The sequence below is a fragment of the Colwellia sp. BRX8-5 genome (assembly GCF_014077325.1).
Lineage (GTDB): Bacteria > Pseudomonadota > Gammaproteobacteria > Enterobacterales > Alteromonadaceae > Colwellia_A.
The window spans coordinates 1-26,122 of the sequence record NZ_JACGVR010000006.1 but is presented as its reverse complement, the minus strand read 5'-3'; the positions used below and the strand labels follow the sequence as shown (position 1 = coordinate 26,122).

The window sequence follows — 26,122 nt, the reverse complement described above, 5'->3', positions numbered from 1 at the left end:
TAAGGACTAGCATAACACTAGCCGTAGGCGTATATATCCAATCGATTTAGTTCTAGAAAAAAGTTAACCTAGTCTATTTATGCAACGTCCTTACGTAACTCTTTTCGTAAAACTTTTCCGACATTACTTTTGGGTAGCTCATCGATGAACTCTATCAACTTAGGACGTTTATAGTTTGTTAGCATTTCATGACAATGATCAAATATATCTTGCTCTGCTAAATTAGGATTTTTCCTGACAATAAAAACCTTAACCGCTTCTCCCGTTGTGTCGTGTGGAATACCAATAGCAGCGGCTTCAAGTACACCATCATGCATAACGAGTACTTCTTCAATTTCATTAGGAAAAACATTAAAGCCTGAGACGTTGATCATGTCTTTTTTTCGGTCAACAATTTTAAAAAAGCCATTTTCATCCATGGTGGCAATATCGCCGGTAGCTAGCCAACCATCTTTGAGCACTTCTTCGGTTGCATCGGGTCGGTTGTGATAACCTTTCATCACCTGAGGACCTTTAACCCACATCTCACCGGGCTCACCTAGCGCAACTTCCTCACCATTATCGCCAATTAAGCGAATATCGGTCGAAGAAACAGGTAAGCCAATAGAGCCGTTATAGCTTTGTTGATTAAAAGGGCTCATCGTCACTAATGGCGCACACTCTGTTAAACCATAACCTTCTAACAATCTTGTTTTAGTGACTTTTTCCCAAAGCTCGGCTACCGGACGTTGTACTGACATTCCGCCACCAAAACCAAGTTTTAATGGGCTAAAATCAAGTTGGTCAAACCCAGGGGTATGTAATAAAGCATTAAACAAAGTATTTACACCCGTGATAATAGTAAAAGGGTATTTAGCGAGCTCTTTAACAAAGCCTTTCATATCTCTTGGATTGGTAATTAAAATATTAGTACCGCCAAAAGGCATAAAACATAAGCAATTAGACGTTAGCGCATAGACATGATAAAGCGGTAAGGCTGTCACCATAATTTCTTTGCCTACTTCATATATATTTTTAGTCGCCGCATTTGATTGTTCGAGGTTAGCTACCATATTGCGATGGGTAAGCATGGCTCCTTTTGATGGGCCCGTCGTGCCACCGGTATATTGTAAGAAGGCTAGATCTGAACCAACCACTTTGACAGGACTAAAGGTTAATTTAGCTCCTTTTGTCATCGCTTGATTAAATCTGACTGCTCCAGGAAAATTAAAAGCAGGCACCTGCTTTTTAACATGCCTGAGTACACTGTTAATAAGTAACCCTTTAACTGCCCCTAACCTGTCACCTACAGCCGTAAGAACAATATGTTTAACATCGGTTTTATCAATAACTTTTTCAAGGACATGGGCAAAATTCTCGAGGATGAGAATAGCTTTAGTGCCTGAGTCTTTTAACTGATGCTCTAATTCACGTGCTGTGTATAACGGGTTAACATTCACCACGGTAAGTCCAGCTAATAAGGCACCAAATAATGCGATAGGGTATTGAAGAAGATTGGGGATCATAATCGCGAATCTATCACCTTTAACTAATCCTAAATCTTGTTGTAAGTAAGCCGCAAAGTCATGAGCTTGTTGACCAAGTTCTTGATAACTAATGCTTGCTCCCATATTAATAAAAGCGGTGTTATCTTGATATAACTTGGTATATTTAGTAAATAAATCTGCTAATGAGTTATATTTATCTGGGTCTATTTCGAAATCAACACCAGGTGGGTAACTCTTTTCAAGCCAAATCTTTTCCATTATATTTATCTCCCCAATCACAAATTGTTTACGTGGCATTATTATTATAGTTACGCCACGGTAAATGTTTTAATTAAAACGCTTAAAGTACTTCAAACAGACCCGCTGCGCCCTGTCCACCACCAATACACATGCTGATCACAACATATTTAATTCCACGACGTTTTCCCTCAATCAGTGCGTGCATCACCATACGTGTGCCACTCATACCATAAGGATGGCCAATAGAAATTGCACCACCATTTACATTAAGACGATCTTCAGGAATGCCTAATTTAGTCGCACAATATAAAACTTGTACCGCAAAAGCTTCATTGATTTCCCATAAACCGATATCGTCAATCGTTAAGTTATTACGCGCTAACAATTTGGGTATCGCATAAATCGGCCCAATACCCATTTCATCGGGTTCACAACCGGCAACGACCATGCCACGATAGACACCTAAAGGCTTAAGGCCTCTCTGCTCAGCTAAACCTCGTTCCATTAGAACAACGGCTGCAGCGCCATCGGATAACTGCGAAGCATTACCGCCCGTAATAGCGCCATTATCTTTGACCGCCTTTAAAGCTGACAGTCCCGCTAACGTTGTTGATGGACGGTTACCTTCGTCTTTAGTTAAAGTGACCGTTTCTTTACTGATATCACCCGTCGCCTTGTCCATAACCAGTTTAGTACAGGTCACTGGCACAATTTCATCATCAAACCTACCCACTTGTTGCGCTGCGGCGGTGCGTTGTTGAGATTTAAGTGCATAGGCATCTTGCTCTGCTCGAGAAATACTATAGCGATTGGCAACAATTTCGGCCGTATCAAGCATCGGCATATAAGTAGCTGGTCGATAGGCTTTAACACTTGGGTCAACAGCTCTATACATATTCATTTTATCGTTTTGTACCAAACTAATGGAATCGCAACCGCCTGCAAGCACCACTTGTGCGCCATCACAAACAATATGATTGGCCGCAATAGCAATAGACATTAAGCCTGACGAACATTGACGATCGACAGTCATGCCAGGTACAGAAACCGGCAACTCAGCCGCCATTGCCACTTGCCGACCAAAGTTCATCCCTTGATTACCTTGCGTTAGAGCGGCACCAAAAATACAGTCTTCAATTTCATTGGCATCGATTCCTGCTCTTTCAACGGCGGCTTTAACCGCAATAGCCGCTAAAGTTGGCGCCGATAAATCATTAAAGGCACCTCGGTATGCTTTACCTATCGGGGTACGTGCGGCAGATACTATTACGGCTTCTCTCATCAGTATTCCTTTTTAATTATTATGTGAACGACAAACAAGTTGTCATATTTACTTTTGCTGCTGTGACTTCATATAAGCCATAGCTTTGCTGACAAATTTCTCACCTTGTTTTGATCCAGAAGATAAAGCTGCTTGGCCTGTTTCATCAGTTAACTGTGACCACTGTCCGCGCACAGATTCTGGTGTTTGTGACGACTGTGGGATAAAACAACCTTGAGTTTCAAACATGCTTGCACTTGAGTAACCGCCCGCACCTGCACATAAAATAAAGCGGGTCGGCGCATCGTCATCGCAAAGGGTTAGCAAACCAGCCGTTACCGCTTCAGGAGTAAATGCTTTTACAATGTCTTCAGGCATTAGGTCCTCAGTCATACGTGTGCCAGCAGTTGGGGCAAGCGCGTTAATCCTAATGTTATTTTTAAATCCTTCAATCGATAACGTATTCATTAACCCTAAAACTGCCATTTTAGCTGCGCCGTAGTTAGCTTGGCCAAAATTACCATACATGCCACTGGATGAGGTTGTCATCACAATACGGCCATAGTTTTGTTCACGCATGATATCCCAAACAGCTTTAGTACAATTAACGCTGCCCATCACATGAACATCCATCACCAAGGAAAAGTCTGCTAAGGTCATTTTAGTAAAGGATTTATCTCTTAAAATACCGGCATTGTTGATTAATATATCAACACGACCCCATTTTTCCATGGCTTGATTAACCATGTCTTTTACTTCATCAAAGTTCGCAACATTTGCGCCATGGCTGATGGCTTCTCCACCCTTTTCTTTAATTAAACGCACAACATCTTGTGATGCTTGTGAAGACGCCCCGCTACCATCGCGCGCACCTCCTAAATCATTAACAACGACTTTTGCGCCACGCGCAGCAAGCGCTAAGGCATGTGAGCGACCTAATCCATTACCTGCGCCGGTAACTATAGCGACTTTTCCTATAAAACTGATTGTCATGATATTTCCTTAAAATACTTTAAAATTACTTTTTAGCCATGTTATTTTACCATTTGTACTGAAATCCACTGTGCGACTAGCGCAGGTGTTTCACTGCCTTCAATTTCAACACTTACTTGGGTAGACAAACGATATTGTCCTGGTTTTTTTTCTTCAATCGCCAACGTTGTTGCATGTGCTCGAATACGACTATTGACCGCAACGGGTTGCAAAAATCTCACCTTGTCAAAACCGGCATTTAAGCCCATGTAAAATCCGTCAATGATAACGCTAAAGTCTTCAGCAAAATGAGAGAGCATTGATAGCGATAAGAAACCATGAGCAATAGTACCGCCAAAGGGTGTCGCTTTTGCCTTTTCTTCATCAACATGGATAAACTGATGATCGAGTGTACAATCAGCAAATTGATCAATTTGTTGCTGAGTAACTAAGTGCCAAGGCGTTGGTTTAGCTTGAAAACCTATATAATTTGCTAATTCTTCTTTGTTAATTATAGTTGGCATAAGGTGTCTCTATTATTTATTTAACTGCTATTTTTAATGACTCTTTAAAACCATTCAGCTTTCATCTGATAAGTGCTGTCATCACTGTCTATTAACAGCGCTGACCATAACGCTATTTGCGGTAATTCAAACCTGTAGAAATACTGTAAGGTTTGCAGTTTTCCTTGATAGAAATTTTCATCACTTTGGTGTGGTTTATTTTCAAGCGCTTTCGTGGCAACAAGGCCTTGTTTGAGCCATAACCAAGCGACGATCACATGTCCAAACAACTCGAGGTATTTAACCGAATTAGCTAAAGCTAAATCAATATTTTTGCTGGTCATGGCGGTTAATAGTGCTTCGGTAGTTAGCTGTAAACTTTTTACCGCTGCCGTTAGTTGTTGGCTAAATTCAGTTAAACTTTGATAATTTTTGGCTTGTTCTATCGTTATATTTATTTCAGTTAATGTTGCTAAGTATCCTGCCATCTTATTCATTGGCACCTTTCGCGTTAATAAGTCCAACGACTGAATACCCGTTGTACCTTCATGAATAGCGTTTAAACGATTATCACGATAAAATAGTTCCACGGGGTGTTCATTAATATAGCCATGACCACCGAGTACTTGAATGGCTAGGTCATTGGCTTTAGTGCCATATTCAGAGGGCCATGTTTTAATAATAGGGGTAAGAAAGTCTAATAAGAGATGCGCGTGCTCTTTTTCTTCAGCACTAGCTGCTGTTTTCTCATCGTCACTCAATTGTGTGCCATAAAGTACTAATGAAAATGCGCCCTCTGCGTAAGCTTTTTGTGCGAGAAGCATTCTTCGTACATCGGCATGTTCGATAATATTAACCATAGGTGATAGTGGATCTTTACTCGAGGGTAAACGACCTTGTGGCCGATTTTTAGCATAATCTAATGAGTACAAGTAACCTGCTATACCGATAACCGCGGCACTGGTTCCAACCATAATGCGTGCTTCATTCATCATATGAAACATATATTTGAGCCCTTGGTTTTCTTCCCCCACTAAGTAACCAACAGCACCGTTCTTTTCTCCAAAACTCAACGCAGTGGAAGTTTGAGCCCGCCCGCCCATTTTATGAAATAGTCCGGATAAGGCGACTTCATTGTCATCGCCAATTGAGCCATCGTCATTAAGCAAAAATTTTGGCACAACAAAAAGCGAAATACCTCTTATCCCTTTTGGCGCGCCGGTTAATCTCGCAAGCACTAAGTGAACAATATTTTCACTGAGATCATGATCACCACCCGATATATAAATTTTATTACCACTAATGCGATAGCTACCGTCTTCAGCCTTAGTCGCTTTAGTGATTAAATCACCTAAGCCTGAACCACTGCCCGGCTCTGTCATCGCCATTGTGCCCATAAAACGACCCGCTCGCATCGGTTTTACCCACTTTTCGATGAGGTCTTCACTGCCATGCGCGCTAAGTAAATTAGCATTCGCGGTGGTTAACATGTTGTAACCTAAACCGACACCACCAGCGACAGTTAAATATGAAGTAGCGATGCTGGCAATGATTGGCGGCAGTTGCATACCACTGGTTTCATAATCTGCGGTCGCTGAAGATAAACCCGAGGCAATAACAGCATCAATAGCGGGTTTGAGCTCAGGAATTAAATGTACCTTTTTACCATCAAACGTCGGTTGGTGAGTATCAAGTTTTTGACGAATAGGTAAGAAGTGTTTTTCTGCTATAGTTTTAGCCGTAGCAATAACTTCGTTAAATGTATGACGGTCATGATCTTGATAACGCTCTCTTTTTAAAAGAGACTCACTATCAAAGAATTCATACAGCATAAATTCAATATCTCGTTGATTCATTAATTCACTGGCCATTCGGGTCTCTTCTTATTAACTATTTAAAAAAGTAACACAAGATTATTGTTTACTGCGCTGATACACCGCCATCAATCGCGATACATTGCCCGGTCATATAAGTGTTCGCGGGTGACAGCATCATTAGCATCACGGCAACAACTTCTTTAGGCTCGGCTAAACGCTTCATTGGCGCACCTAAACTCATTTTACTTTGCATACTTTCATCGGCCATGTCAGTGACCATTTTAGTTAAGGTAAAAAAAGGACATATCGCATTGATACGAATATTATGGCGACCATATTCAACAGCGCCCGTTTTTGTCAAACCAATAACGGCATGCTTTGCCATAGAGTAAGCCGCAACTTTTGCCGCACCGCCAAGACCTGCCATTGAGCTAACGTTTAAAATGGCGCCACCTTGTTGCGTTAACATCTGCTTAATTTGATGACTCATGCCAAACTGCACACCTTTAACATTAACGGCAAATTGTCTATCCATCAGGGCTTCGTCAATTTCGTGTAAGGCATGAAAATCATGAGCAACACCTGCATTATTAACACCAATGTCAACACGGCCAAATTTTTCAATGGCTAAGTCGACCATAGCTTTACAATCTGCATTTTTAGCAACATCGCATTGAAGTGCGAACACCTCAGCGCCTGAAGCTGCAATATCGTTGGCTACCTTGTTAACACCTGCTTCGTTAATATCACTGATCACTAACTTAGCACCACGCTGAGCTAATTCTTGGGCTAATAACATACCAAACCCCTGAGCAGCACCCGTAATAACAGCAACTTTTCCGGTAAAATCTAATAATGGATCCATTTTTTTTCCTTAAAATATTATTTGAACGTGTTTATTGTCATGGTGCTAAATTGAATAGCTAGCGGCTATTTTTTGACCTTTTCTTGCGCTATTATCTCAAGAGCCATCAGTGCTAGAGGTTCGACAAACTGACCAATTTTACTGGCATTTTCATTCGACGCATTGCCCTGTGACGCTCTTTTGGCAACACCTTGAACAATGGCGGCTAACCTGAAAAAACTAAAGGCGAGATAAAATGTCCAGTTATCTATCTTTTCAATGCCCATACGCTGACAATAGGTTGCCACATATTCTTCTTCCGTTGGAATGCCCAGACTGGCTCTATCTACCCCTTTTAAGCCATCGATACTGCCAATACCTTGGGGCATACGTAATCCCATACATTGATAGGCTAAATCAGAAAACGGATGTCCTAAGGTTGAGAGCTCCCAGTCAAGAATGGCTATAATTTCTGGTTTGTCTTTAGCAAACATCATGTTGTCTAAGCGAAAGTCGCCATGGACTAAACAAACTTTGCCATCATCTGCGGGCAAATTAACTACAAGCCATTGGTTTAACTTGTCCATCGCTATTATTTTTTTGAGTTCTGAGGCACGATATTGTGCAGACCAACGATCATATTGACGTTGAAAATAATTACCTGCTTTTCCGTACTCACTTAAGCCAACACTTTCAACATTAATGCGATGTAAAGCAACCAAAGCATTGTTCATTGCGTCATACATTTTACTGCGATATTCATTAGTTTTGACTTCAGCTAATGAGGCACTCCAATAAACGCTACCATCACAATATTCCATCAGATAAAACATCGAGCCAATAATACTAGTATCTTCGCAAAGGTGATAAACCTCGGCGACAGGAACATCTGAAAATTTTAACGCGGCTAGCACTTTATATTCACGGTCAACCGCATGTGCTGATTTTAGGAGTTTTCCTGGCGGTTGGCTGCGCAAGACAAATATTCCGGACTGCGCTATCACTTTATAGGTTGGATTAGATTGTCCGCCTGAAAATTTATCAAGCGTAATGGGACCGATAAAACCATCAAGATGAAGTGCTAGGTAAGCGGTGAGTTTTTCAACATCAAAAGGTACGTTTGCTGCCATGTATTTATTCTCTTTCAGATTTAAGACGATTAATTTCAATAATCATTTAATGTTATGTCGATTTCTTTACTAAATCTCGTCCAAGTTGCATCATGTGAACTTGATCAGGACCATCTGCTAAACGCAATGTTCTTTGAGCCGCATAAGCATGCGCTAAAAAAGTATCCTGACTAACCCCTACCGCACCGTGACATTGAATAGCTCGGTCAATAACGTCAAGCGACATATTCGGTGCAACTATTTTTATCATGGCAATAATATCTTTGGCCGCTTTATTACCTTCAAGGTCCATTTTTTGCGCCGCTTTTAACGTCATCAAACGCGCTTGTTCAATTTGACAAGCTGAAATAGCAATATCTTCGCGTATTGATTGTTGTTTTATCATCGGACGACCAAAGACAATTCGTTCATTAACACGCTTACACATTAAATCTAACGCACGTTGAGCAATACCAATCGAACGCATACAATGATGAATACGACCAGGACCTAAACGCCCTTGCGCGATTTCAAACCCTTTACCTTCAGCAACAATAATATTGTCGATAGGCACTCGAACATTTTCAAAAATAATTTCAGCATGCCCTTCTGGCGAATCATCATAGCCAAACACTTTCATTGGGCGAACCATAGTGACACCGGGTGTTCTCATTGGCACTAGCACTTGCGATTGTTGAATATAACGATTTTCATTGTCGGGGTCGGTTTTACCCATAACGATCATAATTTCACATTGTTTACGGCACGCGCCACTGATGTAAAACTTTTTACCGTTAATGACATATTCATCACCGTCACGTTCGATACGTAATTCAATATTGGTCGCATCACTTGAAGCAACTTCAGGCTCTGTCATGGCAAAAGCGGAACGGATTTTTCCTTCAAGTAACGGCTCTAGCCAATGTTTTTTCTGGGCTTCACTACCATATTTAGCGAGAACTTCCATATTGCCTGTATCAGGAGCCGCACAATTAAACACTTCTGGCGCCCACATCACTTTACCCATAATTTCAGCTAAAGGTGCATATTCTAAGTTAGTTAAACCCGCACTATATTTGCCATAACTCAAAGGTAAAAATAAATTCCATAGCCCTTCTGCTTTTGCTTTCGCTTTTAGCTCTTCCATTAACGGCGGTGTTGACCAAGGCTCTTGTGCAACTTGTTCATGCATTTTCTGTTCAGCAGGATAAACATATTTATCCATAAATAAATTTACACGATTTATTAATGCGTTAACTTTGTCACTGTATTCAAAATCCATGAGAGATCCCTATAATTTAATAGCGCCCGTTTACTAACGAGTGCAGTGAGAATTTTTTTGTCACGATATTCAAAAATCATTGTCGATTGAAAGTTGATTAATCAACCGACAACTGACTTAATTTATTTAACTTAACTTCATTAACGCTTCTTTATTAAACGGGGCTATTTGGTCTTCTTTTTTATCTCGTATTTTATTAACCCACTCTGGATCGACTAATAACGCTCGACCAATAGCAACCAAATCAAATTCATCATTATTTAGCCGCGTTAATAAACCATCAATTCCGGTTGGGTTAGAAGCACCGCCCAGGTCCATACTACCTTCACCGGTGAAGTCACTGTCGAGCCCAACACTGCCCACGGTTATTACCGGTTTATGGGTTATTTTTTTCGTCCATCCGGCTAAATTCAGCGTCGAGCCTTCAAATTCTGGTAACCAAAAACGGCGGGTGCTCGCATGAAATATATCGACCCCAGCATCACTTAATAGTGTTAAAAAAGTCGTTAACTCTGCGGGTGTTTGGCAAAGTTTTGCATTGTAGTCTTGTTGCTTCCATTGAGAAAATCTAAAGATAATAGGAAAATCTTCACCAACAGCGGCGCGAATTGCTTGAACAATTTCAACACCAAAACGGGTACGATTTTCTAATGAACCACCGTAGCCATCATTACGTTGATTTGTGCCTTCCCAGAAGAACTGATCAACCAAGTAACCATGAGCACCATGAACTTCAACGCCATCAAAGCCAATATTTTTAGCATCGAGAGCAGCTTGCGCAAAAGAAGCAACAACTTCGTCAATATCGGCTTGGCTCATTTCAATACCATTGGGGGCACCGGGTTTATATAAGCCAGATGGACTATAGGCAGGTACTGATTTATCGGGGCCAATACCTTCTTTTCTCACTGAACCAACATGCCAAATTTGTGGCACGATTTTACCTCCAGCCGCATGTACCTCATCGACAACATGTTTCCAGCCAGCTAAAGCTTCTTCACCAAAAATAGCAGGAACTCGCTCATAGCCATTAGCCGCTTTATGCGAAATAAAAGTACCTTCGGTGATAATTAAACCGACATTACCTTCTGCTCTGCGTCGATAATATTTTGCAACATCGTTATTGGCAATATAGTTAGGCGAAAAGGTCCGAGTCATCGGAGCCATAACCGTACGATTTTTTAACGTGAGTGCACCTGATGAAAATGATTCAAAAAGTTTGGCTGAATTACTATTACTCATTGTGTTTCCTGAAATTTATTAATACTAAATATTGCAGCAGACAAATTAATGCCAACGGTTGCTAGAGCCTTGTTAATCACTTTATTGTCTAGCCAATTAAATAACCACCATCAACGTTAATCGCAGTACCTGTCGTGTAACTTGATGCATTTGAAACCAAGTAAAGTACAGTGCCAGCCATTTCTTCAGGCTGCGCAATACGCTTCATCGGCACGTGATGCAACATTTGTTCAAGTATCTTGGGATTATTGACTAATGTTGACGCAAATTTTGTATCGGTGCCGCCGGGTAATAAAGCATTAACTCGAATATTAAATTGAGCACACTCTTTGGCAAAGGTCTTAGTCATAGAGATAACCGCGGCCTTGGTAATGGAATAAATCCCCTGAAAGTCACCAGGAATAACACCGTTAATAGAAGCCACATTGACAATAGCGCCACCATTATTTTCTTTCATTAGCTTTGCCCCAATAACAGACATGAAAAAATATCCGCGAATATTGACGTCGACTGTTTTTTGAAAAGCACTTAAATCAGTATCTAACACATGGCCAAAATAGGGATTAGCCGCGGCGTTATTAACTAAAATATCAAGCTTGCCATGTTGTTCTTTAATCAAAGAAAAAATGTTTTCGATTTGGTCCATTTCGCCAATATGACAAGGTATAGCTTGAGCGCTGCCACCCGCGGCAATAATATCGTCAACAACAGTTTGGCAACCTTCAACTTTACGGCTAGAAACAATGACATGGGCGCCACTTTGCGCCAGTAATTTAGCTATTTGCTCACCAATGCCACGACTTGCGCCAGTAACCAAAGCGATTTTTCCTGTTAGATCGAATAAGTTAATCTTGTTCATGTTAAGTCTCCTTCTTAATTGCTAATATATTATCGATTATCTAAACGTCACCCAGTCTTCACCTGCTAGGGTCAAATGACTATAATTGTTAAAATAATCAATGCTTAAATTCTTTTCTGAAAAGAGTAATTTAGTAACACCAGTATTGCGTGACTGTTGATTGATGATTAATGTTTTTTCATCAGATAAGCCTAAAACATGCTGAATAATGACAGCTATGGTGCCACTTGAAGTAAATATACAAATATTGTTTGTATGTTGATTCTTTTGTGTAATAGTTTTTCTTGCCGTTAGCTCTTGCTTAATGACATCTTGTAATGCGCTAATACAACGTTTTTTAAATTGACTCCAACTTTCTTTATACTCATTGTCGTGGTTGCCACCTGTCCACCGAAGCAGTGCATTAGCAAACTCTTTTTGAAAAGCTTTATTTGCGCTCGGCTGTTTACTCATTATCGTAGCCATTTTTGAAAAATCTTTCCATTGCGCATCATAACAAGTTAACAATTCTTGATGATTAAACTCATTAAACCCTGAATGCAGTATCACAGGTGATGGTTCACTTTCATAACCCAGTAAGAAATGTTCTAGGGTTTGTCCGTGTCGCAGCAAATCACCCGAGTAAATCTTTTCTGGTGCAGATATGGCTTGCCAATACTTACCCAATAAGCGCGATTGTTCACTGCCTTTTTCAGACAAGAGGTCGTAGTCGGCTTTACCAAAAGAGGCTTGCCCGTGACGTATAAGATAGATGGCCGTCATGCGTTTACCCTTTCACAGAAATAGGTTGCGATTTTAATAGCGGGCTTATTATCATCTTCATCATTAATTGAGGTTCTTTAAATATCTGTTTTTTCGATATATTGATATTAATTGCCAGTCAACAATTAAACAAATGAATAGTTATTATGACCTACTATTCATCTTACAAATAAAGAAGCCGAAATATAATAACGATTGATTAAATATATGACCCTAATTAAATTAAATAATAAACTTAACGATTAACTATTCATTTTATGAATAGAATGGCAATATTAATTTCTTATTTTACGAATTAGGTTGAAATATAACGATGAAAGTCGACTTAAATTTATTTGTGGTCTTCGAAGCCATTTACTGCGAAGGCAATATTACCAAAGCAGCATCAGCACTGAATTTGTCACAGCCAGCAGTGAGTCACTCTTTGAGTAAATTACGCGCACATTTTGACGATCCACTTTTTGTGCGACAAGGCAATGAAATGCGACCTACTGTAGTGGCTAATAATGTAGTTGCAGATGTTCGTGAAGCTTTACGTCAATTACAAATATGTTTAGCACAGTCAAAACAATTTCAACCAATGACCTCGCGCAAAAGTTTTACCATTTCGTTGCACGTTGCCTTAGAAGCTTCTTACTTGCCGCCTTTGATACAGAGAATTCATAAAGAAGCGCCCTGGGTAAATATACAAAGTAGCCGCCGAGTTAATCGCCATGAACTGGAAAATAAACTCGCCAGTGGCGACATTGATTTAGCCATAGATACTTTATTACCCGTTAGCGACAATATATTACACACCCAATTAGAAAAAGATAAATTAGTCGTTATTGCACGTAAAAATAATCCACAAATTAACGCAATACTCGATTTAGAAAGCTACTTGGCGATGGACCATATTTTAGTGTCGTCGCGTTCTACAGGACCAAGCATTGAGGATTTCGAATTAGCTCGTCTTGGATTACAACGTAAAATAGGTTTGCGTTGTCAGCATACATTTTCAGCATGTCGGGTTATAGCAGGTAACGATATGTTACTCACCGCAACAGAAACAACCGCTAAAATGTACGCGCAATTGCTCGATTTGGTTATATACCCATTACCTGTAACACTACCTGATATTGATATGCATCTTTATTGGCATACAAACCTCGACTTTGAACCCGCTAATAAATGGCTTAGAAATAAAGTGATTCAAGCAACACCCGGCGTTTAAAGTCACTTATTGTTAGATATACCCTTTGCCTAACGCCTAAAATAGCGCAAAGGGAAAATATCGATCCTCAACGAACTCACCTACTAATACTACCGTCTTTTTATCGGCAGTAATTAGCGACAACCTGACTTAAGTCAAAGTATAACAACGCTGTACTATTATAATAATGAGTATATCAATCGCTTATTATTGTCTTTTATCGGTTTAAATTTTACCGTCAAGGCTGTTTAAAACCGTGTTACAAAATCTATACTACCTTAGCGAACTTATTTTATTACTTATTATCCACCTCGATAGGACAGCTTATGTTTGAGATATTTACCGATTTAGCCACATGGTTAGTTGTTGATATATTTGGCTTATCTAGAACAACAAAACTAGGCGATGCCCTTCATTTTTTTATCGAAGACACCACTAAGATATTCTTTTTGTTATTGATAATGATCTACGCTATTGCTTTATTAAGAGCGTCAATGAATGTTGAAGGTATTCGTGATTACTTAGCCGGTAAACATTCAGGGGTTGGTTATTTACTTGGCTCAAGTTTTGGCGCAATAACGCCGTTTTGTTCTTGCTCGAGTATTCCGGTATTTTTGGGTTTTACATCAGCAGGGATCCCTGTGGGTATAACGATGTCATTTCTCATTACATCACCACTGATAAATGAAGTAGCAGTATTGCTGTTACTTAGTTTATTGGGATGGAAATTTACCCTGCTTTACATTGTGGTTGGGATGTCTGTTGGCATATTAGGCGGTATTTTTCTTGATGCCATAAAAGCTGAACGTTGGTTGCAATCTTTTGCCGCCAAAGCGTTACAACGCGGTCAAAACACGGTAAGAGTTAAAGCTAAACAATCTGCAATATTATCGTTAAAACAAAGGCATACTTTTGCAAAGGAAGAGCTCAGCGAAATTTTTGGACGAGTATGGAAATGGGTCATCGTAGGTGTAGGGTTAGGCTCAGCTTTACATGGTTTTGTTCCCGACGGTTGGATTCAAGCGCATTTAGGCGATGGGCAATGGTGGTCAGTCCCTTCTGCAGTTTTACTTGGCATACCTTTATATTCTAATGCGACTGGTGTTATTCCTGTCATGGAAAGTTTACTTAAACAAGGTCTTCCTGTAGGTACCACACTGGCTTTTTGTATGAGTACTGTAGCTGCAAGTTTTCCTGAATTTATCTTATTAAAGCAAGTCATGCAGTGGCGGTTATTGGCGATACTTTTTATTCTATTGCTTAGTGCATTTACTTTAATTGGTTGGACATTTAATTTTTTAAGCCCATTTATTTAATACTTAACTAAAGAGAAAATATTATGAAAGAAATAAAGGTACTGGGTACTGGCTGTACTAAATGTATAAAGACTGTTGAAAAAATTTCTAAAATAGCCAAAGAATTGAATATTAATGTTCAGGTAATAAAAGAAACAGACCCTGAAGTTATTATGGAATATGGCGTAATGACTACCCCAGCAGTTTTAATTAATGATGTTAATGTGCATAGCGGCTCGATCCCAGACAGAGATACTATTCAGTCATGGTTAATCAACTAAGAGTATCTGGCAAGTGATACTTACAGCTTGATAACTAACAGATAGCGTTATCAAGCTGTAAGCAATGTTATTTAAAAATCTTTCATTATGCCTGATAAAGCATTTACTTTGCCTGAAATTCGCTAGAAAAGACTTTTGAAGGCATCCCAAATACCTAAAGATTCATTGGGAAACAAATCTATTCCTAACCATGATTTTAATAAATAAATTAACAAAAACACACAACCAATCATGGCTAAACCAAAGACGAATATAAATAATAAAAACATAGCAAAAGCAATAAAACGTTCAGTGTGTGTAAGCCCCCTTCTATTAATACCCACTAGAAAAACAATATAGAAACTCCAAGGGAGAAAAGGCAATGCTAATGTAGGTCTAAAATCTACATTGTGACTTCGCCAGTCTTGGGTACTAATGCTTTTTTGTAATGCTTTACGTTGTTTATAAGTGAAACTTTCTGCAACAGATTTATCCATGCCACTTAATAACTGATTAACTTTTGAGTTATCATCTGATTTATTAATACGCGCCATAGTGCCTCTAAATAACTATTATGAGTAGTACAAGAACTGATATAGATTATAGGTCTTCATTACATTTTAGCCTTATTGTTTAATTGAACTATTGCCGAAATTTAACATGGCAAACTTCTCAATTCGTCGATATAGCTTGCTCGGTAAAAACTTTAACCAAGCACAGCCTAACGTCATTATCGTGCGACTAGGCTCTTGAAAAAGGATCCTGTAATTACAAAATATTGCTTGATGGATAAGCTTAAAAGCTGTCAGTTTACTTTCAGACTGTATCGCCCGTCTGGCTAAATAACGAAGCTGGTATGCCCTTGCTAAGCTATAAAACTGTTTGAAAAAAGTTGGATCAGAAGCTTGGTTTAGCATAACGGCATGTTGCCAACTTGAATACTGCTTATCAACATCTGCTGAAAGGCCAGTATCGTTAACACGATAATAAGTTAAAGGTTTGGCAATACCAGCAAATTTCCATGTAGTGGTTAATGCTATTCGAGTCCATAATTCGATATCTTCAGATTGTCTCAAACTTTCATCAAAATACATTTTTCGATATTTATCTCTTTTAACACCAAAATAGCCAATTTCTGCTAATAACGCTCTTCTAATCACTGGCGATGAGCCATTACCTACTGGATTACGACAAAAAACATGTTGTTTAGTTATATTGCTAAGCTTAGGAAATTGACCAACGCCTAAAAGTACGCCTTCTTCATTAATAAATAATGACGGACAGTAACTTACTCCTACCTTAGGGTTCGCTGATAGGTGTTTAATATGCTTAGCTAATTTATCTTTAGCCCAGTAATCGTCAGCATCGAGTAAAGCAACATATAAACCACGAGCCGCATCTATACCGGTATTTCTTGCGCCAGACAAACCTCGATTAGTTTGATGAATTATTCTAATTCTAGGGTCTGTAAATTGATTCACTTTATTTAAGGTATCATCAGTACAACCATCATCCACTAAAATAATTTCAAAATGATGATAGGTTTGCTTAAGAACGCTATTGATACTTTGTTCAATATATTTTCCAACGTTATACATTGGAATAATAACTGATACTATTGGAACTGCGTTAGATTTCATGTGATTTTTTCCTATTAAATAAAGTACGTAGGTTATAATTTAAGGGTTTAAGAACATTAATTAAGTAAAGCGGGATCAAGCAAAATAGACTGCTAAAAAAGATAACAACAGCAAATTCCATTGGCTCTTTTGGCACCATAATAATGAGCGTGAGTAAAGAAACTAACAGGCAAACTAAACGAGTAAAGGTTTCAAGGTGGTATTGCTCTGTTGCCCGTTGAAAACAACAAGCAATATCAATAATTAAGTTTGGTAATGCCACTAAGCATAATATTGTGATGATAGGTACAGCAGACGACCATTTATCGTCGAACAGAATCGGTACATAAATAGGAGCGATTAAAGCCTGAAAAACGAATAAAAAACCAATAGATAATGAAAGAGCAAATATTTTCTTTTGTTGTGCTAATAGCTGCCCTTGTCGAGCTAACTTGCAAATATAAGGATATAAAGCAGCCATATAAACTTGATTAATTGACTGACTTAAACCTACCCCAGCATTTTTTGCAAAACTATAAAAACCAAAAAGCTCGGGGGTTAGTAACTTACCGGCAATAAAAGTATCGGCATGAACTCGAATCCCTCGTAAAAATTCTGTATTAAAAAGCTTACCTGATGTTCTTAACATCTGCTTGATTACAGTTTTATCAAAACCAATGCCATATGATTGAACCGGTGCGAATGAAAATAACAACAACCAAAATAGCGAAAAGGCGATTTTACCCAAAGCAACAGCAAAGATGTCAGCTCCAAGCAAAGCCGCTAACGCTATAGATACATTTTCGATGATGACACAAACACCATTTCTGATACTAAACCAGCGCATTTTATTATCGCGCTGCAACAAAAATATTTTTACACTCACCCAAGGATAAAGCAGATAAATAACAGCCATTATTTTGAGTAATGAGGCAATGTCATCATTGTCATAAAGTGACGATAGAAAGTCTGCAGAGCTCCACTGACCTACAGCGATAGTGAGACAGATAGCCCATTGGATGACGATACCACTTTTTGCAAAACTAGCGACTTGCGCTTGTTTGCAGTTAATAATTTGACTACCTACACCGGCTCGTAATATTAATGCAAAGACATCATGAAAGGCCAGCGCTAACATAGCGGTACCATAAGAGATTGGCGATAATTGCGCGGCAAGTACAACAATAGTGAAAATTCTGGAGACTTTAGCAACAAACTCGGCACTCAGTAACCAAATAGCATTTGATAACAGCTCAATTACCGAATTAAATTGCGTTCTTAATAAAGACATTAACTGCACTAGAACACTCCTGAATTATCATTGTTAAATCGTTAACAATGATACCTTCAAGTTTCGTTCCAATATTTAAGTTATTTTAATCAACTGATTATTATAAGTTTTATTTTACACTTAGGTGTTGAACTGATAATAATTTGCACTTTGAAAAAAAACACCAGCACTTTTTGCAAATTAAAAATGGTATTAATCTAGCGCTGGTACTTGCCATTGCTGAATTTTTCGATAAAGCGTTGATGGACTCACACCTAGTTCTCTGGCCGCTTTGACGATGTTATCTTCACACAATGAAACCGCTTGTTCAATGGCATGCTTTTCGACATCAGCTAAGGTAATTATTGAAGGTGTTAAATTAGCTGTATTGGGCATAGGTGTCTGCATATTAATATCATCTTGTGCCGAGACAACCGCTTTTTGCGCAGGGGGTGTTGCAAGAACAGCTTGCTTAAACTGCCGACCAAGTTGCTGAACAATCACTTGTTCAGAAATTAAGGGTCCTTCAGACATAATTGTTGCACTATGAATAATATTTTGCAGTTGCCTAACATTACCTGGCCAAGAGTACGATGTAATTAATGCCTCAGCATTAGTTGAGAAACCCGCAAAAACTTTTTCTTCCATTTTGCTAAAGTGGCTTAAGAAATATTCGGCTAACTTCACAATATCACTACCACGTTCATTTAGTGCGGGTAACGCAATAGAAATAACATTGAGCCGATAAAAGAGATCTTCACGTAGTTTCTTTTCATCAATGGCAACTTGAGGGTCTCGATTGGTTGCACTGATAAAACGAATGTCTACTTTTTCTTCTTTACCGCTACCGACCTTTTGAAAACAACCTGTTTGAATAAAACGTAATAATTTAGCCTGTAAACTGATATCCATCTCACCAATTTCATCAAGAAATAAGCTGCCGCCGTTGGCCAATGATGCTGCACCGTCACGATTAGAAACAGCACCAGAAAATGCTCCTTTGATGTGACCAAAAATTTCTGATTCCATCAATTCTGAGGGTATAGCGGCACAGTTGAGCGCAATAAAAGGCCCATTTTTTCTTTTACTTAAACGATGAATAGCCTGTGCAGCAACTTCTTTTCCTGAGCCACTAGGCCCAGTAATAAATACAGAGGCACTGCTAGGTGCGCTTTGTTCGATACAAGAATAAACAAATTGCATCGGAATTGAATCGCCAATAAAGCCTTCAAATTTTGCTTTGTGATATTTTTGGTATTGATCAATCGTTCTTCGCATTAAGGTACGTTCAGCAAGTATATTCTGGAGCTGTAATGCTTGCTTTAACTTAACAATAAGTTCGAAGTTATCCCAAGGTTTATGTAAAAACCCCCAAATGTGCCCTGAATTAACCGCATTAAGTACCGTATCCATGTTGTCACATCCGGTTAAAACAATACGAACAGTTTCAGGTGAAATTTGAGCAACTTGTTCAAGTAATTGATTACCGTTCATATTGGGCATGTTGATATCAGAAACAATGACATCAACATGACATTCTTTAATCACCTCAAGTGCTTCACCGCCGCTAGCAGCCGTTAAAATAGTAGCATCCACTTTGCTCGCAATACGTTGAAGCGATCTTAAAATAGCGGGTTCATCGTCAACAAATAAAATGACCGATTTATTCAAATTTTGCATTTCTTCCCTTAAAATAAGCACTAAAGCCCAATAAATTTTCTATAAAACAGTGTTGCATTTAGCTATAACTATTTTTTATTCCACATGTAAAACTTAATGTATCGCCTTAACAATTACAAATGTTGTTAAGGTAAATTGACTTATTAATTATAATAATATCAATAATTTTTGAATAAATAACCGTTATAACTATAATATATGTTTGTTATTTATCACTATAAAGTAAAAAATAGATAATATAGTGGTCGTTATAATTAACATCATTAAAACTATTTATTTCAGTTGTAAAATTTGTAGGGAAAGATTATGTCAGATAGTAGTACCCAAAATGCTTTGTATTCAGATATGACTGTTTTATGTGTTGATGATGAACGAATTATACTCAGGACTTTGCAACGTTTATTTCACCGCAAGTCATATAATGTCATTATTGCTAATAGTGCTATAAACGCACTAGAGATTTTAGAGAAAACGCCCGTAGACATCGTTGTTTCTGATATGAGAATGCCTGAAATGGACGGCGCAGCGTTATTAGAAATACTGGCTAATTCACACCCAGATACTTATCGAATAGTATTAAGTGGTTATGCTGATTTTGAATCAACCGTGGCAGCAATTAATTTAGGTAAAATCAATCGTTTTATTAATAAACCCTGGAATAATGATGAGCTAATTAATGCTGTTGAAGAAGGTTTGGAGATCACCCATTTAAAAAAGGAAAACCATAATTTAAAACGTAAAATTGAAAAGAAAAATAAATTACTTAAAAGTTTAAATCATGACTTAGAAGGAAAAGTAAATTTACGCACCAAACAAATTAGAACGTCATTAACAAGAAATGAACAAGACAATAAAGCCTGTGAGAAAATGTTATTTAACTTCATTGCGATCAGTCCTGATCTTAATGCTGATTTTGCGAAAAATGTAGCACAATTAGCCGGCCGATTAGGAGAAAAGCTCTGTCTAGATAAAGAAGCATTGCATGATATTCGCTTATCAGGTTTTCTCAACGAAATTGGATTGTTAGGGTTTGATTCAACCATTGTTTGTACCCCCTTTGATTTACTCAATTTCGAACAAAAAAAGATTTTTTTGACTCAGGGAGATATTGCTCAACAAATACTTTCACCAGCGCAACGTTTAAATGGTGTAAAAGCAATACTAACCTATCAATTTCATTCACTAGCAGAACTAAAAAATAAAGTTAATAGTAAAACATTGCTTGCCTGTAAAATAATAAGTGTTGCAAGAGATTATTGGCGATTTTCTTGCGGTAAGATTGATGTTAAAAGGCTAGATCATAAGCAAGTACTGGTCGCGTTAAATAAATCGAAAGGTATGAAATATGCCAAAGAAGTTTTAGATATATTAATGGCCAACCCCGAATTAGTTATAGATAATATTTCTGAACAGGGCTTAACGACACGACAACTTTTACCCGACATGGTATTAAAACATGGTTTATTTTCTGCAAATAACTTACTTATTCTAGCTGAAGGTCATGAATTTACCGAACACACAATTAATAAGTTGATTGAATACGAGATTAATCAAAAACACCAATTTACGATTGTTATTGAACCGTTATCATTATCATAATTTAAGGAAATTAACATGCAAGGTTCTATATTCACCACATTTTCCGAAATGGTCATTGAAAAAATGGGCATGTCGGTATGGAATGAGTTGTTAGATAAAGTAAAACCAAATTCTGAAGGTATTTATACTAACGGTATGCAGTATGAAGACTCCGAAATAATGGCTTTTGTTGCTGAACTATCGACATTAACCCAAGTTGATCCGCCCACGTTAGTTCGCACCTTTGGTGAATATTTATTTATTCATTTATTTAATAGTAGCCCTGCTAACTTATCACATATTGATAATTTAAAAGATTTTCTCATTTGTATTGACGGTGTTATTCACAAGGAAGTCAAGCGTGTTTATCCTGATTCTTACTTACCCAGTTTTAAATACGATGAAAAACCTAATGGCGATTTAATTATGTTTTATCAATCTAAGCGCAAGTTGTGCCATCTTTCTGAAGGATTGATTGCGGGTGCTGCTCAACACTTTGAACAAGCTATTGTAATTGAACACCCTGAATGCATGCATGATGGAGCCGAAAAATGTAAATTAGTAATATCTTTCAAGGATTAATATGACTGAAGAAGACGCGTATAAAACAGCCTATATCCGCGAAAAAAAGGCACGACAGTTGGCAGAAAAGCTACTTGAAGATAAAACACGACAATTATACGATAATGTTTTAAATCTTGAAGGGGTTGTTGCTGAATTAAAAACAACTCAAGCACAACTTATCCAGTCAGAAAAGATGTCTTCACTGGGACAACTTACGGCTGGTATTGCGCATGAAATTAATAATCCTATTGCTTACTCATACAGCAACCTCTTTTATTTATCTGAAAACATTACTGAATTTTTTAAACTCGACAAAATTATACAAGATAATTTACCTCTCAAAGATAACGTTGACTCAATGTTGCAACAATATCAAAGTATGCGTAAAGAAATTGATGCTGACTATTTAATAACTGACATCCCTTCTCTTTTAGCCGATACCATTGAAGGAGTAGAGCGCGTAAAAAAGATAGTTAAAAATTTAAAGAAAATATCTTATAAAGGAGATGAAGCCTTTACCGCTTTTAGTATTAATGACTGTATTAAAGAATGCATAAAAGTATCTGCTAATGAAATAAAATACTCTATGACCATTAATCTTGAGCTTTCCGATTGTGGTGACGTTATGGGGCAGCCATATGATTTAAATCAGGTCTTTATTAACTTATTTATGAATGCTTCACATGCTTGCTCAACCAATGGGATATTGACTATTACAACAACCCAAGAGCAAGATAACGTCATTATTTACGTGCAAGATAATGGTAGAGGAATAAGTGAAGAAAATATCTTAAAAATATTTGATCCTTTTTATACCAGCAAACCTGTTGGTGAAGGTACGGGTTTAGGTTTGCCTATTTCACATGGCATCATTGAAAAGCATCACGGTACAATTACAGTTACGAGTGAGGTAGGTGTTGGTACATGTTTTAAAATACGCCTACCGCTTGCAAACCCACCGATTAACTAACACGCGAAACTTTTTTACCTAAACCAACTCTTTAACTATAAGGCGTTGGTTTAGTTTACTTTATTTACTAACCTAAACATGAATCTTTGTATCTTATAATATTTATCAACGTCAGTTCGCATTTTGCAAAAAAACCAAAAAAAAATCATCATTTATACCTATATAAAACCTTTTACTCGCTGCTAGCCTATTGGTAGAGGGGGTTATCAATAATGGAGTAGTTATTGCAGGTTACTTAGTTAAGTACTTTTCATAGGTAGAGAAGTTGATTAACCCATTTGCAGTAAGGGGACATTTATGTCCAATAAAACATTAGTACTCAGCATTGCCCTAAATGGTTACCAGTTAATGTATAACAAAGAACTAGCAACACACAAAAACTATGCAATAAAGCAAGGATACTACCATCAAGCGGTAACTCGGCCTTATATTTCTAAATTAGGCGTAGAGTGCTGTTGGCTTAAATTAACGCTAATACGAACAGCTTTACTCTCAGGATATGACACCGTTTTATTTTTAGATGCTGATACAGTGGTAAATGACAATTGCCCCGCTTTAAAAACAATAGTAGAAGATAAAAAATATATTTATATGGCAAAAGGATATTCTAATCGCTTTAATTCAGGAGTTCTCATTGCCTTGAATAATAAACAAACCATTGAATGGCTGACCAGTATTATTGATTCCAGACTTGCTCGCATACAAAAAATAAACAAGGTTGGCTGGGGTGAAAACGGTCATGTCATAGAATTAAGTAAAGGGGTGGATTTTATAAAAGAGCTCGAACAAAAATGGAATAATACCTTTGACTATGACTTAAGTGACTATATTAGACACAGCAATTGTGGTCCTATGCGCACCAGCATTATTAATAATCTATTTCATAAAATTGTTTTCTCTCTCTCTGCCCGCATACTAGCCTTTGTTAATAGAAAACAACTAACGTCAGTTAAAGCATGTAATGAAGACGACCTGTCGCGTGAAACAAATATTATCTTATCGCTTTATCCCAAATTAGTCTGTTGTTAGTATTTTAAGATATATTGCAAAATGATAATTTAATTTTTTATTTTGCAATTTAGTACTTCTCTTTTTTTGAACAAACAGCCCGCGACACAATAAAATCATTATAAAACAGCAAGATAAAATAAAAATCCAAGTTGGCACAACTTAAGCACTGTACACGTTAACTGATAATAATTTAGGTTAGCTGAAATGATAAAAACTAAATTTTCACTACAAACAATAACTCAATCGTCTACAGACTACGATGCTACTAAGCATCAATACTCTGGCAACATTGTCGATAAGCCTATAGCCCTGATCCTTATCTTAATACTGCTTCCCTGTTTCCTGTTAAATATAACCTTGGCGATAACGACAAGAAGAAACTTATTTTCAAAACAATATAAGACTGATGCCTTAAGCAGAAAGCTAACATTACACCGCTTTAGTTGTGGTCTTTGGGTAAAAACTGCAGTTTTGTTTGATATTTGTTTAGGTAAGATTTCTTTTTGCGGTATTCCCTTGACTCATCGACTTTCACCCGACATACAGTTTTGTGTGCTTAACAAAACTAACTGTAAAGCAGGAATTTTTAGTCTTTATGACTTGCACCTTAAAACAGGTTTAACGGTGATGACGCCCGAACAACTACTTGAACAACAACTCAATGGTAATTTAGCTGATTATCTAGCGCTGATGAGCAAAAGTTTTATCTCGATTATTATTTATGGCCAAAAAATTAAAAGACTTAAAGAATCTAAGTACTTATCTTTATTTGGTTTAGATGTTAACAATACTTCAATGGCGGAAGCTGTTGAATGGATAACATCTAGTGATATACCTGCAAGTAAAACAAAAATAGGTTTTTTTATTAATGCGCACTCCATTAATTTGTCGATTAGCAATCCAGCCTTCTTTAATCAGCTAACAAAAGCCGATGCATTGTTCGCTGATGGCTCTGGTATGAGATTAGCAGCAAAAAAAGCAGGATTCTTGCTTAATGGCAACAATAACGGAACAGATATGTTACCTCATCTTTGTAAAAACTGTGTTGAAAGTAGTCAATCTTTATATTTCTTTGGTGCTAAGCCAGGGATTGCAGATCAAGCAGCAAATGAATTAAGCGCTCAATTTCCAGGACTACAAATTGCAGGTACCGAACATGGTTATAACGGCACTGAGAGTACCCAAAAAATTATCACCGCAATAAATGATAGTGGTTGTGATGTTTTATTAGTTGCCATGGGTTCACCTATACAAGAACAATGGTTACTCGAGCACAGAGACCAATTACGATGTAAAACAGCATTAGCCGTAGGTGGGCTATTTGATTTTTATTCTGGCAATATTTCACGTTCACCGATGTGGTTAAGAGAAATGGGGATGGAGTGGATTTGGCGCTTAATGCAAGAACCTCGTGAAAAATTTAATCGTTATGTTATTGGTAACCCACTTTTTTTATATAGAACCTTTTTACTTGGCTTAGTAAATACCGGAGCAAAATAATGACTATTCAAATATTAAATAAAATTAAAAATCAGGCGTTATTGACTAAAACGCGCAAAGCTATTGTTATAAATTACCAACACAAAGGCATTCCAGTTATTTTACAGCAAAGTATTGCGCTACTTGCCTTAATACTGATTAGCCCAGTACTTCTAATTGTGATGATTTTAATTAAAACAGAAAGTCTGGGTGGTGCATTGTTTTCTCAAACTAGAGTGGGTGAAAATGGTCGACATTTTAAAATGTATAAATTTAGATCAATGTATTTAAAATCTGACCCACATTTTAAAGAACCAGACCCATCGCAAAGCTCGCGTGAAGGTGTTTGTAAGAAGTACATTAATGACCCTAGAATTACCAAAATTGGCCAATTTATTAGAAAGTATTCTATTGATGAGTTACCACAATTATTTAATATTGTTAGAGGGGATATGTGTTTAGTCGGTCCAAGACCCGCATTATCAATTGAAACTTATGAATATGATAACTTTATCCAACCAAGATTATTTACTAAGCCTGGATTAACCGGTTTATGGCAAGTATCTGGCCGCGCAGACACTAATTTTGAAGAACAATTACAGTTAGACAAATCTTACATTAAGCAACAAAGTTTTTTAATGGACTGTAAAATAATAGCCTTGACCATTCCCGCTGTATTAATGGCCAAAGGTGCTTATTAGTTTAAACAACCTATAACATTTAGCTAAAGTATAAATGGCTTAAAAATAACATTAAAGTGAATTGATTAACGCATAATCAATTCACTTTTTTATTTTTTATTTTTTATTTTTTATTTTTTATTTTT

24 protein-coding genes are annotated in these 26,122 nt (G+C 37.6%); 9 read left to right on the top strand and 15 right to left on the bottom strand.

The window, feature by feature from the left end:
- Nucleotides 1-77: 77 nt before the first annotated feature.
- The 11 genes from H4J62_RS05960 to H4J62_RS05910 form a co-directional block, all read right to left on the bottom strand.
- Nucleotides 78-1,745, bottom strand: coding sequence for an AMP-binding protein (locus H4J62_RS05960; protein WP_182217082.1), 1,668 nt, complete (start codon nucleotides 1,743-1,745; stop codon nucleotides 78-80).
- An 82-nt stretch (nucleotides 1,746-1,827) separates the two neighbouring features.
- Complete coding sequence (locus tag H4J62_RS05955; protein WP_182217080.1) at nucleotides 1,828-3,009, bottom strand: acetyl-CoA C-acyltransferase; 1,182 nt, start codon at nucleotides 3,007-3,009, stop codon at nucleotides 1,828-1,830.
- Nucleotides 3,010-3,057: 48 nt separating this feature from the next.
- A complete protein-coding gene (locus H4J62_RS05950) occupies nucleotides 3,058-3,981 on the bottom strand; it encodes an SDR family NAD(P)-dependent oxidoreductase (RefSeq protein WP_182217078.1) in 924 nt (307 codons plus the stop codon).
- A gap of 41 nt (nucleotides 3,982-4,022) precedes the next feature.
- Entirely contained in the window at nucleotides 4,023-4,484 is a 462-nt protein-coding gene (locus H4J62_RS05945) for a MaoC family dehydratase (protein ID WP_182217076.1), read from the bottom strand.
- 44 nt (nucleotides 4,485-4,528) lie between these two features.
- Complete coding sequence (locus H4J62_RS05940) at nucleotides 4,529-6,334, bottom strand: acyl-CoA dehydrogenase (RefSeq protein ID WP_182217075.1); 1,806 nt, start codon at nucleotides 6,332-6,334, stop codon at nucleotides 4,529-4,531.
- Between the two features lie 49 nt (nucleotides 6,335-6,383).
- On the bottom strand, nucleotides 6,384-7,145 hold the full coding sequence (locus H4J62_RS05935) for an SDR family NAD(P)-dependent oxidoreductase (RefSeq protein ID WP_182217073.1): 762 nt from the start codon (nucleotides 7,143-7,145) through the stop codon (nucleotides 6,384-6,386).
- A gap of 65 nt (nucleotides 7,146-7,210) precedes the next feature.
- On the bottom strand, nucleotides 7,211-8,254 hold the full coding sequence (locus tag H4J62_RS05930) for a phosphotransferase family protein (protein WP_182217071.1): 1,044 nt from the start codon (nucleotides 8,252-8,254) through the stop codon (nucleotides 7,211-7,213).
- Nucleotides 8,255-8,306: 52 nt separating this feature from the next.
- Nucleotides 8,307-9,515, bottom strand: a complete 1,209-nt coding sequence (locus H4J62_RS05925; RefSeq protein WP_182217070.1) for an acyl-CoA dehydrogenase family protein — start codon at nucleotides 9,513-9,515, stop codon at nucleotides 8,307-8,309.
- Nucleotides 9,516-9,641: 126 nt separating this feature from the next.
- A complete protein-coding gene (locus tag H4J62_RS05920) occupies nucleotides 9,642-10,757 on the bottom strand; it encodes an NADH:flavin oxidoreductase (protein WP_182217068.1) in 1,116 nt (371 codons plus the stop codon).
- Between the two features lie 88 nt (nucleotides 10,758-10,845).
- Complete coding sequence (locus tag H4J62_RS05915; RefSeq protein WP_070376874.1) at nucleotides 10,846-11,616, bottom strand: SDR family oxidoreductase; 771 nt, start codon at nucleotides 11,614-11,616, stop codon at nucleotides 10,846-10,848.
- A 36-nt stretch (nucleotides 11,617-11,652) separates the two neighbouring features.
- The gene (locus H4J62_RS05910) at nucleotides 11,653-12,378 is read right to left on the bottom strand and encodes a histidine phosphatase family protein (RefSeq protein WP_182217067.1); all 726 of its coding nucleotides are present in this window, start codon (nucleotides 12,376-12,378) and stop codon (nucleotides 11,653-11,655) included.
- 313 nt (nucleotides 12,379-12,691) lie between these two features.
- Between H4J62_RS05910 and H4J62_RS05905 the strand changes: the two genes are divergently transcribed.
- From H4J62_RS05905 to H4J62_RS05895, 3 genes are all read left to right on the top strand, one after another.
- Nucleotides 12,692-13,591, top strand: a complete 900-nt coding sequence (locus tag H4J62_RS05905; RefSeq protein ID WP_182173488.1) for a LysR family transcriptional regulator — start codon at nucleotides 12,692-12,694, stop codon at nucleotides 13,589-13,591.
- A gap of 305 nt (nucleotides 13,592-13,896) precedes the next feature.
- Entirely contained in the window at nucleotides 13,897-14,886 is a 990-nt protein-coding gene (locus H4J62_RS05900; RefSeq protein ID WP_182217065.1) for a permease, read from the top strand.
- Nucleotides 14,887-14,909: 23 nt separating this feature from the next.
- Nucleotides 14,910-15,146: a thioredoxin family protein gene (locus H4J62_RS05895; protein ID WP_182217063.1), complete on the top strand. Its 237-nt coding sequence runs from the start codon at nucleotides 14,910-14,912 to the stop codon at nucleotides 15,144-15,146.
- Between the two features lie 122 nt (nucleotides 15,147-15,268).
- Here H4J62_RS05895 and H4J62_RS05890 read toward each other — a convergent pair whose 3' ends face one another.
- From H4J62_RS05890 to H4J62_RS05875, 4 genes are all read right to left on the bottom strand, one after another.
- The gene (locus H4J62_RS05890; RefSeq protein ID WP_182217062.1) at nucleotides 15,269-15,679 is read right to left on the bottom strand and encodes a hypothetical protein; all 411 of its coding nucleotides are present in this window, start codon (nucleotides 15,677-15,679) and stop codon (nucleotides 15,269-15,271) included.
- 72 nt (nucleotides 15,680-15,751) lie between these two features.
- Nucleotides 15,752-16,765 carry a glycosyltransferase family 2 protein gene (locus tag H4J62_RS05885; RefSeq protein ID WP_182217060.1) on the bottom strand — a complete coding sequence of 338 codons (1,014 nt, stop codon included), beginning with the start codon at nucleotides 16,763-16,765 and terminating at the stop codon, nucleotides 15,752-15,754.
- Nucleotides 16,755-18,035 (bottom strand): oligosaccharide flippase family protein, encoded by a 1,281-nt coding sequence (locus H4J62_RS05880; protein ID WP_259364827.1) that lies wholly within the window; start codon nucleotides 18,033-18,035, stop codon nucleotides 16,755-16,757. The genes H4J62_RS05885 and H4J62_RS05880 overlap by 11 nt, the downstream gene beginning before the upstream one ends.
- Before the next feature lie 192 nt (nucleotides 18,036-18,227).
- Nucleotides 18,228-19,694, bottom strand: coding sequence for a sigma-54 dependent transcriptional regulator (locus tag H4J62_RS05875; RefSeq protein WP_182231315.1), 1,467 nt, complete (start codon nucleotides 19,692-19,694; stop codon nucleotides 18,228-18,230).
- Nucleotides 19,695-20,000: 306 nt separating this feature from the next.
- Between H4J62_RS05875 and H4J62_RS05870 the strand changes: the two genes are divergently transcribed.
- The 6 genes from H4J62_RS05870 to H4J62_RS05845 all read left to right on the top strand — a co-directional run bounded on the left by H4J62_RS05870 (nucleotide 20,001) and on the right by H4J62_RS05845 (nucleotide 25,997).
- Nucleotides 20,001-21,293, top strand: coding sequence for a response regulator (locus H4J62_RS05870; RefSeq protein WP_182217055.1), 1,293 nt, complete (start codon nucleotides 20,001-20,003; stop codon nucleotides 21,291-21,293).
- A 15-nt stretch (nucleotides 21,294-21,308) separates the two neighbouring features.
- On the top strand, nucleotides 21,309-21,854 hold the full coding sequence (locus H4J62_RS05865; protein ID WP_182217053.1) for a heme NO-binding domain-containing protein: 546 nt from the start codon (nucleotides 21,309-21,311) through the stop codon (nucleotides 21,852-21,854).
- A 1-nt stretch (nucleotide 21,855) separates the two neighbouring features.
- Nucleotides 21,856-22,806: an ATP-binding protein gene (locus H4J62_RS20640; RefSeq protein ID WP_182217051.1), complete on the top strand. Its 951-nt coding sequence runs from the start codon at nucleotides 21,856-21,858 to the stop codon at nucleotides 22,804-22,806.
- Between the two features lie 297 nt (nucleotides 22,807-23,103).
- Entirely contained in the window at nucleotides 23,104-23,835 is a 732-nt protein-coding gene (locus H4J62_RS05855; RefSeq protein ID WP_182217050.1) for a hypothetical protein, read from the top strand.
- A gap of 186 nt (nucleotides 23,836-24,021) precedes the next feature.
- Nucleotides 24,022-25,317, top strand: a complete 1,296-nt coding sequence (locus tag H4J62_RS05850; RefSeq protein ID WP_182217048.1) for a WecB/TagA/CpsF family glycosyltransferase — start codon at nucleotides 24,022-24,024, stop codon at nucleotides 25,315-25,317.
- The gene (locus H4J62_RS05845) at nucleotides 25,317-25,997 is read left to right on the top strand and encodes a sugar transferase (RefSeq protein ID WP_182231046.1); all 681 of its coding nucleotides are present in this window, start codon (nucleotides 25,317-25,319) and stop codon (nucleotides 25,995-25,997) included. The genes H4J62_RS05850 and H4J62_RS05845 overlap by 1 nt, the downstream gene beginning before the upstream one ends.
- The last annotated feature ends 125 nt before the right edge of the window (nucleotides 25,998-26,122 follow it).